Origin of the sequence: Scandinavium sp. M-37 (assembly GCF_043558715.1) — a bacterium.
GTDB classification, from domain to species: domain Bacteria; phylum Pseudomonadota; class Gammaproteobacteria; order Enterobacterales; family Enterobacteriaceae; genus Scandinavium; species Scandinavium vulneris_A.
On sequence record NZ_JBIGIN010000002.1, the window covers coordinates 216,533 to 230,051 of the forward strand.

The 13,519-nt window shown below is 53.0% G+C and carries 14 protein-coding genes; 4 read left to right on the forward strand and 10 right to left on the reverse strand.

All coding sequences use genetic code 11. The annotated features are described in order from the left end of the window. The first annotated feature begins 24 nt into the window (after positions 1 to 24). On the forward strand, positions 25 to 417 hold the full coding sequence (mutT, locus tag ACG0Z5_RS02940) for an 8-oxo-dGTP diphosphatase MutT (protein ID WP_394445246.1): 393 nt from the start codon (positions 25 to 27) through the stop codon (positions 415 to 417). On the opposite strand, the gene yacG is transcribed toward mutT, so the two are convergent. The 3 genes from yacG to coaE are packed head-to-tail and all read right to left on the reverse strand — an operon-like array spanning position 414 to position 1,984. Continuing rightward, on the reverse strand, positions 414 to 611 hold the full coding sequence (gene yacG / locus ACG0Z5_RS02945; RefSeq protein WP_319785236.1) for a DNA gyrase inhibitor YacG: 198 nt from the start codon (positions 609 to 611) through the stop codon (positions 414 to 416). The two genes, mutT and yacG, sit on opposite strands and share 4 nt — an antisense overlap. Before the next feature lie 9 nt (positions 612 to 620). Further along, entirely contained in the window at positions 621 to 1,364 is a 744-nt protein-coding gene (zapD, locus tag ACG0Z5_RS02950) for a cell division protein ZapD (RefSeq protein WP_394445247.1), read from the reverse strand. Continuing rightward, on the reverse strand, positions 1,364 to 1,984 hold the full coding sequence (gene coaE / locus ACG0Z5_RS02955; protein WP_394445248.1) for a dephospho-CoA kinase: 621 nt from the start codon (positions 1,982 to 1,984) through the stop codon (positions 1,364 to 1,366). The genes zapD and coaE overlap by 1 nt, the downstream gene beginning before the upstream one ends. 228 nt (positions 1,985 to 2,212) lie before the next feature. On the opposite strand from coaE, the gene ACG0Z5_RS02960 reads away from it, so the two are divergent. After that, a complete protein-coding gene (locus ACG0Z5_RS02960) occupies positions 2,213 to 3,256 on the forward strand; it encodes a GMP reductase (RefSeq protein ID WP_319628172.1) in 1,044 nt (347 codons plus the stop codon). A gap of 36 nt (positions 3,257 to 3,292) precedes the next feature. Here the strand turns inward: ACG0Z5_RS02960 and hofC are convergent, their stop codons facing one another. The 4 genes from hofC to nadC all read right to left on the reverse strand — a co-directional run bounded on the left by hofC (position 3,293) and on the right by nadC (position 7,368). Beyond that, positions 3,293 to 4,492, reverse strand: coding sequence for a protein transport protein HofC (gene hofC / locus ACG0Z5_RS02965; protein ID WP_394445249.1), 1,200 nt, complete (start codon positions 4,490 to 4,492; stop codon positions 3,293 to 3,295). Beyond that, the gene (gene gspE, locus ACG0Z5_RS02970) at positions 4,482 to 5,867 is read right to left on the reverse strand and encodes a type II secretion system protein GspE (RefSeq protein ID WP_394445325.1); all 1,386 of its coding nucleotides are present in this window, start codon (positions 5,865 to 5,867) and stop codon (positions 4,482 to 4,484) included. The genes hofC and gspE overlap by 11 nt, the downstream gene beginning before the upstream one ends. Positions 5,868 to 5,877: 10 nt before the next feature. Continuing rightward, positions 5,878 to 6,315 carry a prepilin peptidase-dependent pilin gene (gene ppdD / locus ACG0Z5_RS02975; protein ID WP_319628170.1) on the reverse strand — a complete coding sequence of 146 codons (438 nt, stop codon included), beginning with the start codon at positions 6,313 to 6,315 and terminating at the stop codon, positions 5,878 to 5,880. A 159-nt stretch (positions 6,316 to 6,474) separates the two neighbouring features. Then, the gene (gene nadC / locus ACG0Z5_RS02980; protein ID WP_394445251.1) at positions 6,475 to 7,368 is read right to left on the reverse strand and encodes a carboxylating nicotinate-nucleotide diphosphorylase; all 894 of its coding nucleotides are present in this window, start codon (positions 7,366 to 7,368) and stop codon (positions 6,475 to 6,477) included. Between the two features lie 92 nt (positions 7,369 to 7,460). Between nadC and ampD the strand changes: the two genes are divergently transcribed. Together ampD and ampE are read left to right on the forward strand one after the other, a co-directional pair. After that, positions 7,461 to 8,024 (forward strand): 1,6-anhydro-N-acetylmuramyl-L-alanine amidase AmpD, encoded by a 564-nt coding sequence (gene ampD / locus ACG0Z5_RS02985; RefSeq protein ID WP_319628168.1) that lies wholly within the window; start codon positions 7,461 to 7,463, stop codon positions 8,022 to 8,024. Beyond that, the gene (ampE, locus tag ACG0Z5_RS02990) at positions 8,021 to 8,875 is read left to right on the forward strand and encodes a beta-lactamase regulator AmpE (RefSeq protein ID WP_394445253.1); all 855 of its coding nucleotides are present in this window, start codon (positions 8,021 to 8,023) and stop codon (positions 8,873 to 8,875) included. The genes ampD and ampE overlap by 4 nt, the downstream gene beginning before the upstream one ends. Positions 8,876 to 8,949: 74 nt before the next feature. On the opposite strand, the gene ACG0Z5_RS02995 is transcribed toward ampE, so the two are convergent. The 3 genes from ACG0Z5_RS02995 to ACG0Z5_RS03005 form a co-directional block, all read right to left on the reverse strand. Beyond that, the gene (locus tag ACG0Z5_RS02995; protein WP_394445254.1) at positions 8,950 to 10,212 is read right to left on the reverse strand and encodes a hypothetical protein; all 1,263 of its coding nucleotides are present in this window, start codon (positions 10,210 to 10,212) and stop codon (positions 8,950 to 8,952) included. 280 nt (positions 10,213 to 10,492) lie between these two features. Beyond that, a complete protein-coding gene (locus tag ACG0Z5_RS03000) occupies positions 10,493 to 12,040 on the reverse strand; it encodes a glycoside hydrolase 43 family protein (RefSeq protein ID WP_394445255.1) in 1,548 nt (515 codons plus the stop codon). Next, the gene (locus ACG0Z5_RS03005; RefSeq protein ID WP_394445256.1) at positions 12,033 to 13,490 is read right to left on the reverse strand and encodes a glycoside-pentoside-hexuronide (GPH):cation symporter; all 1,458 of its coding nucleotides are present in this window, start codon (positions 13,488 to 13,490) and stop codon (positions 12,033 to 12,035) included. The genes ACG0Z5_RS03000 and ACG0Z5_RS03005 overlap by 8 nt, the downstream gene beginning before the upstream one ends. Between the last annotated feature and the right edge of the window lie 29 nt (positions 13,491 to 13,519).

The window sequence follows — 13,519 nt, forward strand, 5'->3', positions numbered from 1 at the left end:
CGCCTTTTTTATGGAAAGAAGACAATGAAAATACTGCAAATCTCGACCGGTATCCTGCGTAACGCGGCAGGGGAAATCTTTATTACCCAGCGTGCTGCTGATGCACACATGGCTAACATGTGGGAGTTTCCGGGGGGAAAAATCGAAGAAGGCGAAAGCCCTGAGTTAGCGCTGGCGCGTGAACTGTACGAAGAAGTGGGGATCCTGCCGGAGTCAGCAATGCTGTTCGATAAACTGGAATACCAGTTTCCGGATCGTCATATCACGCTGTGGTTCTGGTTGGTAGACAGCTGGCAGGGCGAGCCGTGGGGCAAAGAAGGGCAGCCGGGACGCTGGGTTGCGCAGAAAGATTTGTTGGCAGACGAGTTTCCGCCTGCCAACGCACCGGTTATTGCGAAACTGATCGAGCAGGCTTAAGGCAGCTGCTCTTCGCTCCAGTCATCGCTTTCTGACAAATCGCCAGAGCTTGGGATCCGCTTCTCTTCAGCGGCCCACTCGCCTAAGTCAATGAGCTGGCAGCGTTTGCAGCAAAAGGGGCGGAACGGACTTTGTTCGCCCCAGACCAGGCTTTTGCCGCAGGTCGGGCAGTTTACGGTAATGATATCGCTCATAGTGTCTCCTTAGCAGCAGGCCAGTTCGAAATCCAGACGTTCTGGCACGGTGCCATTTTCGCTGTCGAGTGGCAGGAAGCGAATGGCGAAGCGGCTCTTGTGGCCGGAGATTTGCGGATAAAGCTGTTCATCGAGCACCAGTTGAAGGCGTAGCAAATCAGCGTCTTCGCCGTTATCCTGAAAGAAACCATTCAGGCTGGTGTGCTTGCGGAACTGCGCCGAGTTACGGATAAGGTCGAGGATCAAATCCAGGGCCTGGTTCAGCGGGGCCAGGCTTTCCAGCCAGTGAGTGACCAGCGCATCGCGCTTCGCCTGTGGGGCATGGAGCCACATGTGCAGCGTCGGTAAATCGAAGCTGCAGCAGCCGCCAGGAATACTCAGACGCTGGCGAACCAGACCAATCAGCTTATCTTCCCGCAGCACCTGACCCACACGTGGGGCGCTCATCAGAATGCTACTGCTGTTTTTCAGCTGTTGACGTAACGCTTCAATGCGATCTTTGTCGACGCCTGGCACTTCGTCCCACTGTTTCAGTTTGCGCTGCTGGCGTTCCAGTTCTTTCAATAAATCTGTACGAACTTCACCGCGTTCGAACACATCCAGTAAGTCCCCGATATTTCTAAAAAAATGCAATGCGCTGGCGTGATCGCGAACGGGCAGATTGCAATTCAACTGCTGAACAAGAAACTCGATACGCAGCCAGGTGCGCATTTTCTCATTCAGGGGATGTTCAAAGAGGATGTGGGTGTGCATTACGATTTTTCCTGTGAATCGGCCTGATGCGCCAGCTTCAGATAGCGGGCATGCAGGCGGGCTACATCCAATGCAATGGCATCTGGTGCGCCGTTGTTATCAATGACGTCATCCGCCACGGCAAGACGCTGTTCGCGCGTGACCTGGGCGGCTAGGATCTGTTTCGCATGTTGTTCTGACACATTGTCTCGCTGAATGGTTCGTGAGAGCTGTGTTTCCTCAGAAACATCCACGACCAACACGCGATCGGCTTTATGCCAGAGTTGATTCTCCACCAGTAACGGAACTACCCACAGAACATAAGGCGAAGTCGCCTGCTGCATTTGTCGCTGTGTTTCCTGCTGAATCAGAGGATGGAGAAGGGCATTAAGCCAGGATTTTTCTGCGGCATCGGTGAAAATGCGCTCACGTAACTGACGACGGTTAAGGCTGCCATCAGGCAAACACATCTTTGCGCCAAACCGACTGACGATAGCCTGCAATGCCGGGGTTCCGGGTTCAACAACCTGACGGGCGATGACATCGGCATCAATAACGTTAATTCCCAGGTCTGCAAAAGCATTTGCGACGGTACTTTTCCCGCTACCGATGCCACCTGTTAACGCCACTGTATACCCCATACCACCCTGTCCTGTGAAGAATTACCGCTACAAATCAAAAGGTTAAATTTAGCTCTGACGGCCACCAAAGTGACATACGTTAAAATCGCCGTTCACCAGGTAAATTTGTACGATTGTAGCGTAAAAAAAGTGAAAATCGCAGTCTTGCGACAGGATGATTAGTGCGTATGATAACGTCACTGGAGTTGTGCTTAGTCCATTTTTGCTTCTAACCCCAGGAATCCGTACATGCGTATCGAAGAAGATCTGAAGTTAGGTTTTAAAGACGTCCTTATCCGCCCTAAACGCTCTACCCTCAAAAGTCGTTCCGAAGTTGAGCTGGAACGCGAATACACCTTTAAGCATTCCGGTCAGAAATGGTCTGGCGTTCCTATCATTGCAGCGAACATGGACACCGTCGGCACTTTCGCGATGGCAAAAGCCCTGGCGTCCTTTGGTATTCTTACCGCTGTTCACAAACATTACTCTGTTGAAGACTGGAAAGCCTTTGCAGGGAGCGTTTCTGCCGATGTTCTGAAACATGTCATGGTTTCGACCGGTACTTCCGATGCGGATTTCGATAAAACCAAACAGATCCTGAACCTGAATCCGGCGCTGAACTTTGTCTGCATCGACGTGGCAAACGGCTATTCCGAGCACTTCGTCCAGTTCCTGTCCAAAGCACGTGAAGCCTGGCCGACCAAAACCATCTGCGCAGGCAACGTAGTGACCGGCGAGATGTGTGAAGAGCTGATCCTGGCCGGTGCGGATATCGTTAAAGTCGGCATTGGCCCAGGTTCCGTATGCACCACTCGTGTTAAGACCGGTGTGGGCTATCCGCAGCTTTCTGCCGTTATTGAATGTGCTGATGCGGCGCACGGCCTGGGCGGGCAGATCGTCAGTGATGGCGGCTGCACCATGCCAGGCGATGTGGCAAAAGCTTTCGGCGGCGGCGCAGATTTCGTGATGCTGGGCGGGATGTTGGCCGGGCATGAAGAAAGCGGCGGCACCGTCGTAGAAGAGAACGGTGAGAAATTCATGCTGTTCTACGGCATGAGCTCCGAGTCTGCAATGAACCGTCACGTTGGTGGTGTTGCGAAATACCGCGCAGCGGAAGGCAAAACCGTTAAGCTCAAGATGCGTGGCCCGGTCGAAAATACCGCGCGTGATATCCTGGGCGGCCTGCGTTCAGCATGTACCTATGTGGGTGCTTCACGCCTGAAAGAGTTGACCAAACGTACGACCTTCATCCGCGTTCAGGAACAAGAGAACCGCGTGTTCAACAGCCTGTAATGCCGTAAATCGCTGGCGTAATTCTTGCGCCAGCGTTTATCCCCCACTGATAGCATCCCCCAAATGAAAGATGGGCAGATACATTGCCACCACCAGCGTTCCGATAATCACCCCCGTCACCAGTAACATCACCGGTTCCAGAATCGTCGCCAGGTTATCCGCCTGCTGATGCGTCTGTTCACTGTGGTAATGCGCCAGATTCTCTAACATTTTATCCAGTGACCCAGACACTTCACCGGTTCTCACCAGTTGCTTACAGAGCGGTGTAAAAACCGTCTGCTGTGCCATTGCTTGCCAGATAGCGCTGCCTTGCGCGATGGATTCACCCATCTGATGAATCACGCTTCGCCACCACGGGCAGGTCAGCGTCTTTTCGACGCTCTCAAGCCCTTGCAGAAAAGGGATCCCGGCGTTCTGGGTTAAGGCCAGCACGGTATAAATTTGGCTTAGCATTCGTCCCCGAATCAGCCCTGATACCATCGGCAATGCCAGCCACAGCTGCGGGCGAAGCATCTGCCAGCGCGAGCTGCGTTGCAAAATGGGACGCAGGATAAACGGCATGATAGTCAGACAGACCAGCAGCGGTAGCCCTTGCTGCACCGTCGAGGACATCGCCATCACCCAACGGGTCAGCACCGGCAGCGGGGTATTAAAGGTGCGATAAATCGCGGCGAACTCAGGCAGCACAAAAACACTCATGCCAATTACCACCAACACTGCGAGCAGCAAGATCATCAGCGGGTAGCGCAGTGCTTTTTTGACTTTTTGACTCAGCCGCTGCTGTTGTTCCTGTTGCCGCGCCAGATGAGCGCAGCAGTAATCCAGCTTGCCGGTCATTTCTCCAGCCTGGAGCATTGCGTGATACAACGGCGGAAATGCCTCCGGCCAGTCTTGCATGGCGAGTGAAAGCGACTGCCCCTGAGCCAGTTGACGGGCGAGATCCTGCATCAGGGCTTGCCACTGTGGAATGGGATGCTGCTCGGCCAGAAGGTGTAAACTTTCCGACAGCGTTAGTCCCGCCTGCAGCAGCGTGGCCAGTTGCTGCATGAGCTCACTGCTGTACTGTGCCCGCCACTGTGAGGGGCGAATCGCCCGACGTTTGAGCATCAGCGGATGCACCCCGTCTTCCCGGGCACATTCCAGGGCTGCCAGCTTATCCTCGACCCAGACAAGGCCCTGCCGGGAATCCCCGTCTGCCGTGAGGCCGCGCCAGTACCAGAGCTGTTTACTCGCCATGCGGCACACCCAACACGCGCAGCAGTTCTTCCACGGTGGTCTGCCCTTGGGTTACGGCCTCACAGCCATGTTCGAACAGCGTTGTCATGCCGGATGCACGCGCCAACTGTTCGACCTCCTCAGGGCTGGCTCCGCTGACAATCGCCTGTTTCAATGCGGGCGTGATCGCGAGAACTTCAAACAGCGCAATGCGTCCGTGATAGCCGTGATAACAGCGGTCACAGCCTTTGGCCCGCCAGTGCGGCAAAACGCTGGGCCATAGGGTGACCGGGAGTGCATCATAATCTCCGTCCTGCGCCCGACAATAGGGACATAAGCGACGGACCAGTCGTTGGGCGATCACCAGCAGCAGGGCTGAAGAAATCATCCAGCGTGCGACGCCCATCTGCTGTAGCCGAATCAACGTTTCAGTGGTGGAGTTGGTATGCAGCGTTGAGAGGACCAGATGCCCGGTTTGTGCAGCCTTAATGGCAATTTCGGCGGTTTCGGCATCGCGAATTTCGCCCACCATGACGACGTCAGGATCCTGGCGCAGCATGGCGCGCAAAACGTTCTGAAACGTCAGCCCCGCGCGGGTATTGAACTGCGTCTGATTGATCCCATCGAGCGGGATCTCCACCGGATCTTCCACGCTGCATAAATTAATCTCCGGGCGGTTTCGTGCCTGAAGCGCGCTGTACAAGGTGACCGTTTTTCCGCTACCGGTAGGGCCGGTGACCAGCATTAGGCCCTGGGGTTGATTCAGCGCCTGGTGAAAGGTCTGCAGCTGCGACGCATTCATGCCTAGCGCCGTGACATCCAGCGCCTGTTTAACCTGATGTAGCAGGCGCAGCACCACCTTTTCACCCCCGCGGCAGGGGAGGGTGGCGATACGAAAAGAGACATTGCGCCCGGCAATGTCGACGCTAAATTGTCCATCCTGCGGCAGTCGTCGCTCGGCGATGTCCAGATTCCCCAACACTTTGAGCCGGGCTATCAACGGCCCGCTGAGCGTTGGCGAGAAATCGGGCAGCGGGTGCAGCACTCCGTCAACCCGCAGACGGACGCGCAGTACCGTGTCGCCTGGTTCAAAATGAATGTCGGAAGCACGCTGCTGTAATGCCTGCTGAAAGGTCTGATTGAGCAGTTCCACAACGTTGCCCGTGTCATCATGGGCAGCGGGCAGATGCGTATCCTGCGAGGTATGCCGATGCTGGTCCATTCGAGGCTGATCCCAGCATTCAATATCAATGCGTTTTTGTGTCATAAAACGCAGCGAGTCCATCAACTCTTTCGGCGGCGCCCCGACAATGGCGATACTCAAAATCTGCTCGTCGTTACTGAGCAGCACCGCATGGTGGCGTCGGCAGAGGGTGGTTAACCGGTGGTTAGTCATCATTGCGCCCTCAGGATGCATCAAAACGGAACACGTCTTCACAGGCCTGTTTTAGCGCACTGTCGTTGGCGATCGTGCAGGTGCGCTGCCAGCCGGTGATTCCGTTTTGTGTATCCCACGCCGGTTTCAGTGTGACGCTAAGCCCGGTGAGGCTTTCCTGGCCGGTCAGCGTCACGGAACCTTGTACGACCTCCATGCCTGACACATAGCGGCTGGTCGTCGGGGAAGGAATGCCATTACTGCCACCATCACACTCCGTCGTACCGCCATGATCGAGGGCGCACAGCTCAATCGCGGTACGATAGGGCATGAAGGTTTGCAGCATGTCGGTTAATGCCGCTTTACGCAGGTAGTTTTGATACGCCGGAACGCCGATGGCGCTGAGAATGGCAATTATGCCAATCACTACCATTAGCTCGATCAGGGTGAATCCGTATTGTTTATCCATAAGTCGCTCCTTGTTTGACGGGAGCACTTTGGCAGCAGGCGTGGCGGCTGGCGAAGGGGAAAAATGAAATTGGGAAGGGAGCTTCTGATCTTTCGCGCGATTTTCAGTCGCGTTGCAGCGGGTTGCGAAGGGGATCGTAAATCCCCCTCGCGTCTGGTGTTATTTAAAGCGCATCGACAGGTCGAGGGCCTGTACGTGCTTGGTGAGCGCCCCGACGGAAATGAAATCCACCCCGGTTTCGGCAAATTCACGAATAGTGTCGAAGGTCACATTGCCAGACACTTCCAGCCGCGCCTGACCCTGGGTAATTTTCACCGCCTCACGCATCAACGGTGTGTCGAAGTTGTCGAGCATGATGATGTCAGCTCCGGCTTTGAGGGCCGCCTGTAATTCCTCCAGGTTCTCGACCTCAACTTCAACCGGCACATCCGGGTGCATCCAGAAGGCTTTTTCTACCGCCTGGCGAACGGAGCCCGACGCGATGATGTGGTTTTCTTTAATCAAAAATGCGTCCGACAGGCCCAGGCGATGGTTCGCGCCGCCGCCGCACAGCACTGCATATTTCAGCGCGGTGCGCAGGCCGGGCAGGGTTTTGCGGGTGTCGAGCAACTGGGTTTTTGTGCCTTCAAGCAAATCGACGTATCGACGCACCACGCTTGCCACACCGGACAGCGTCTGGACGAAATTCAATGCGGTGCGTTCGCCAGTTAATAGCACGCGTGAGGGGCCGTGAAGTTCAAACAGCGGCTGATTCTCGGTCAGCAAATCGCCATCCGCCACATGCCAGGTGAGAGTGACGTCATCTCCGGCGAGCTGGATAAATACTTCTTCCACCCAGCGTTTACCGCAAAATACGCCCGCTTCACGGGTGATCACCACGGCGTGAGAATGTGAATCTTCAGGCAGTAACTGGGCGGTAATGTCGTTTCCGGCGTTCACTTCGCCGCCTAAATCTTCACGTAGCGCATGGGCTACAGCAGCAGGAATATCGAGGTTAATACGTTCCAGCAATGCGTCACGACGTTGCTCAGGATTGTAGCGGCGAGGCGGCATGATAAAACTCCAAATGGTAAGGAATCATAAGTTATAAACATGCTACTCTGAACCGGATTTTTGCACCATAGAATAGAATGAGGAGCGTCCGCATGCAGTTACACGGTGGCTGGCTGGATAATGCCCGACGGGTTCCGTCGCCGCATCACGATTGCCGCCCGGATGATGAAGCACCAACGTTGCTGGTGGTTCATAATATCAGTTTACCGCCCGGCGAATTTGGCGGCCCGTGGATCGATGCATTATTCACTGGAACAATCGATCCGGATGCTCATCCGTTTTTTGCTGAAATTGCACATTTGCGCGTGTCGGCCCACTGCCTGATCCGTCGTGATGGCGAAATTGTGCAGTACGTTCCATTCGATAAACGCGCCTGGCATGCGGGCGTGTCGCGCTATAAAGGGCGTGAAAAATGCAACGACTTCTCGATTGGTATTGAGCTGGAAGGCACCGATACGCTGGCCTATACCGATGCGCAATATCAACAGCTTGCGGCGTTGACCCGTCTGTTGATGACGGCCTACCCGGCGCTCGCCAACAACATGGCCGGTCATAACGATATCGCGCCCGAACGTAAAACCGATCCCGGCCCGGCGTTTGACTGGCCGCGCTTCCGTGCTCTGGTGAGCCACCCGTCAGATAAGGAGATAACATGACGCTGTTTACCACGTTACTGGTGCTGATTGCTGAGCGCTTGTTCAAGCTGGGCGAACACTGGCAACTTGATCACCGCCTGGAAGTCCTGTTCCGCCGTATCAAAAATTACTCCTTTTCTCTCACCCTGCTGATGACCCTCGTTGCGATGGTGATTGTGTATCTGATCCAACGGGTGTTGTTTGGCGTGCTGTTTAATGTGCCGCTGCTGGTGGTGTGGATCCTGATTGGCCTGTTGTGCATCGGGGCGGGTAAAGTGCGCTTGCACTATCATGCGTATTTGAAAGCCGCGTCGCGTAACGACGCCCATGCCCGTGATGCGATGGCCAGTGAGTTGACGTTAATCCACGGCGTGCCGCCCGGCTGCAACGAGCGCGAGTACCTGCGTGAACTGCAAAACGCGCTGCTGTGGATTAACTATCGTTACTATCTCGCACCGCTGTTCTGGTTCGTGGTCGGTGGTCCGTTTGGGCCTGCCACGCTGATGGGCTATGCGTTCCTGCGTGCATGGCAAAGCTGGCTGGCGCGTTATCAGACCCCGCGGGACCGTCAGCAGTCAGGTGTGGATGCCATTCTTCACGTGCTGGATTGGGTGCCGGTGCGTCTGGTTGGCGTAGTGTATGCGCTGATTGGTCACGGTGAAAAAGCGCTGCCCGCCTGGTTCGCCTCGCTTGGCGATCGTCATTCTTCGCAGTATCAGGTGCTGACTCAACTGGCTCAGTTCTCACTGGCCCGCGAGCCGCATGTAGATAAGGTTGAAACGCCGAAAGCAGCGGTGTCGATGGCGAAGAAAGCGTCGTACGCGGTGGTGGTGATCATGGCGTTGCTGACGATATACGGCGCGCTAGTTTAAGCCTGAGAATCTGTAGAGGGGATGCCGAAGTCAGGCATCCCCTTTTTATATAGACTTATCGTTAAACAGGGGGGTTAACGCTCGCCATCAGGATCATATTTAGGAGGCATCGAAGAAGTTACCGTATTTCCATCCGCACCACATATCGATAATCTCTCAGGTGCCGCCCCGCTGGGAAGTTTCTTCACGCTATGGTCATAAAAACAAACATAAGCATTCGAGCGGTAGAGTTCATGATGGTTGGTATCACCTTCGCCGTAGCAATACCTTCCGGCAGGGGTTGCTGCGCCTGAGTCATCCTCAGCAAGGCACGCCCAGTTAGTTGTGCGGCGTAATCCTGACAAGCGGGTATGAATCGCTTCAACATCCCGGATATCAAATTTTTCTGGCAAAAAAGTTCGTGAGGGGATAGTAAAAATATAAGGCTTGTCTGAATGAATCGCTCCCCATGATAATGAAGGTGAATAGTATGGGTAGACGGGGTCACGGACATCATCCTTGCGAAATAATGTGAAAATAGTATTTGTTGGACTGTATGTGTTACGGCGGTAGGTAAAGGTGACAATCCGTCGATCCATTTCATCATTCACTGCCTCGCCACCGCTTCTCAGGATCAGCGCTTCGACATGAATCAAATCGAGATGACGATGAGGGAAGTACATAATTCTTTCTTGTCTTTCACCATAGGCTGAATCGGCGGTCACATCTCGCCTGGGCTTGCCTAAAGTCGGCCTGCCGATCGCGGGAAAGAGTACGGTATCAACACGTAATCTGTTGCCATATTGGCGATAAAGATCTGCGTAGCGCGTGTAATCAGAATCATTAGCCCAGTAGCTACACGATGGTGTGTATTCTTCTACTGTTACTGATTCGTGGCAGGTTGTGACTGCTATATTATTTACGGGCTGGTCGGCTGCCTTCCCATAAATAAAGGGGTTTGTTTTGGCATCATTGAGTGAAAGTACATCTGCGCCATCATTGTCCTCACTAAGCGCATCTTCAGCTGGTTGTCGTGGGTTATATCCTTTTAGTGCGAAATCACTGTTATAATAATCTGCATAATTACTGTCTTCATAACCCTCAGAAACGACATACATAATATTCACAGCGATATTGGCACCATCCTCCACTTCCCATTCCCCGTCTTCCTTGCGGCCAAAAAAGTCAGAAATGGGCATTGCGAGTGGCATATCCATTGGATCGAGTGCATTTCCATTGTTATTGTTGCTTTGATTAAATTTAAATGTTCCTCCTTTGGGAGAACTAGCGGAAGCATCAACAATAAAAGAGAGTGAAATTGATGCCAATAATATATTAATTAATGCCTTAATATTCATGATGCCTCAGTAAGCAATGAAATCGGGATGCATTTAATATTTTGAGTGTGGCAGAAAGTATGTTTTCCCGTCATCGCCAAATCAAGTATGCAGAATGATTACGGATATTATTTTATTAATAAGTTGAATAATGGGATTCAGTGTGTTAGGCGGTATTAATACGGGGTTAAGTAAGGGGTTTCATTCAGGTAATTATAATAGATCTCATAAGATGTGATTTTAAGAAAAGGAGAGGCATTTCTGCCTCTCAATGAACGTCGGCTACCGGACGACAATCAATTTAGACATCTACCGCAAAACGCGAGAAAACGCCTGTGCCTGGGAGGGACGAATGTTGATTCGCGGCGGCAAAAACGCCTACTTTAGCCCCCACCCATTTGCCTTTTCCAGCAGCAAAATAGGGCGTGACGGCCTGCCAGTCCTTGGCATTCTCGCTGTAGCTGAAATAACACAGGCCGCCTGATTTAACCTCTACTCTAAGCCATAGCGGTGCGTTGGACGGCCAGTCGGCAATGTCACGCTGTTGCTGATGTAGCCTGCCGGTATCACTCATCCACGCAGCGATCAGCACGATTTTACGTTGTCCTTTGCACTGAGAAAGCGCAAGCGTTGCATAGCGTTCTCCATACACAATCAGTCCGCTGAGTTCACCCTCATGCTGAAAACCCGCGCTTAAAACGGTGGTGACGCAGAATTCACGCGCCGGGAATTTTTGCAACAGCAGGTTTGGCTGGCTATAGAGCGCCAGTTCGCCCTGATATTCGCGCATTGGCTGGCAGGTCAGCGCCAGGGCGTTGAGCGTCGGTTGTAGCCAATCTGCCTGTGGCTGGGCCTGCCACTGCCATTGTCGTCCGGGATATCCACGGGCGAAATCATCGCTGGTTTGTGGATTAAGATAGCCCTGAGGATGTTGCGCCACCGAGGGCAACGGGTATTCAATCACTGGTTGCCCGGGAGCATCTGTTGCTTGCTGCTTGCCGATAAACGGCCAGTCGTCCGTCTGCCAGTGCATCGGTTGTAGGTGGACAATGCGCCCGTAGAGGTCGGCATCCTGAAAATGTATGAACCAGCATTCGCCGTTTTCCAGTTCAACAAAGCCGCCTTGATGAGGGCCGTTAACATGGGTTTCGCCCTGTTGCAAAACGATGCGCGCCTCCCATGGCCCCTGCACGCTTCTGGCCCGCAGTACCGACTGCCAGCCGGTTTCCACCCCTCCTGCTGGTGCAAAGATGTAATACCAACCGTTGCGTTTGTAGAACTTCGGCCCTTCAAGGGTGGGGTTGTCCAGTGCACCATCGTAAATAATTTGCCCGTCATCAAGCAGAGAGCGGCCATCAGGCGACATTTCCATCAGCTGCAACTGATGTTTTCTGCCGGTGCGGCTATGGGCGAAAGCATGAACCAGCCAGGCGCGGCCATCGTCGTCCCACAGCGGACAAGGGTCTATCCAGCCTTTCGCCAATTTGACGCAGTGGGGGGCACTCCATTCTGCATGGGGGTCGGTCGTGCAGGACATAAAGATGCCTTCATCAGGCGTACTGAAAAAGACCCAAAATTTACCGTCGTGATGGCGAATCGACGGCGCCCAAACGCCTTTTCCAGGCTGCATGGTGTCGTAGGTCGCATCGTTAAAGGTGGAAAAGACGTGATTAATAATGGTCCAGTTGACTAAATCCCGTGAGTGCAAAATAGGCAGTGCGGGAAAATGATTAAAGCTGGAGGCCACCATATAGAAATCATCACCTGCACGCACAATGTCAGGGTCAGAATAATCGGCATGCAGAATCGGATTTTTATAGTATCCGGGGCGTGCAGTGTGATTAGGCATGATGATTCTCTCCGGTGGTGGTCATTGGCTCGGTGATATTTTTCACCATTACAGGGGATTCGCTAATCGGGCTGGTAGCATTTGCCTGCTGACGCAGCGCCAGTTCACGCTGTATTTTGCTCATCATCTGATCGTCAAGGGTATAAAAACGGCTTAACCAGTACAGGATGAAATAGGAAATGGACGGTCCAATGGTTAATAAGCTGATTATCCCAGTGGTGGCGAGTGTCGTTTGGGTTGGTACACCCGCCTGATAACCAAACCAGCCGAGAGAAAAACCGACAAATGCACCGGCTACGGCCATCCCCATTTTTAAAGCAAATAAGTTACCGGAAAAAGAGAGGCCAGTAATACGGCGCCCAAATTTCCATTCGCCGTAATCAGCGGCGTTGGCCATCATATTCCATTTAAAAGGCTGATACATTTGATGGAAAAAACCGACCAGGAAATAGAGTGGGAAGACAACTGCCAGCCAGGTGGGCGGGACAAAGAACATCACGACGCCGATGATGACCAGGAGTAAGTTAATATTTTTGAACAGTGACACCGCCCGATAGCGCTGTGCTAAATAACCCGCGGCGATACTGCCGATAATGGTCCCGATGACGCTGGTGGAAACAAACGCTGATTTCATTGCCGTTCCGGCTGCGCTTTCAACGCCTCCCAACATCAGATAGGTGGCATAGTACAGCGTCGCTGCGCTACGCATCACACCCGCCATGCTGGAAAAGAACGTGATGATCGCCACGATTCGCCACTGATCGTTGGCGAGTAAAATACGCAGATCGCCCATCATACTGTTGTTGCTTTCACTGGTCGGACGGACACGTTCTGACGTTGTGAAGAAGCAGAAAAATAACATGATCACGGCCAGGGTCCCCATAATCGCCATTGTGGCCTGGAAACCAAACTGTTTATTCTCTTTTCCAAGCCAGTCGACTAAGAATAAAGTCGCCACCGAGACCACAAGACCGGCAAGGGAAGAGATGGTGAAGCGATAGGATTGCGCGGATAAACGATCTTTTTCATCAGCTGTAATCACCCCGCCAAGTGCACAGTAAGGAATATTGATAAAGGTGTAGCACAGCATTAATAACGTATAGGTGATATAGGCATAGAGTAATTTACCCGATGCGCCAAAGTCTGGCGTTGTGAAGGTTAATACCGCCAATACCGCGTAAGGAATGGCGAACCAAATCAACCATGGCCGAAAATGGCCCCAGCGCGTACGTACCCGATCCGCGACCAATCCCGTTAACGGATCGGTAATGGCGTCGAGAATACGGGTCACCAGAAACATTACCCCGACGGCTGCTGCCGAGAGTCCATAAATATCGGTATAAAAATACGTTAAGAACATAGTAACCGAAGAATAAACGATGCCACATGCGGCATCGCCCATGCCGAAGCCAATTTTCTCGGCAACGGATAATTTCCTGAGTGTTGTCATTTTTCTCTCCAGGCATGAGTGTGTATTTT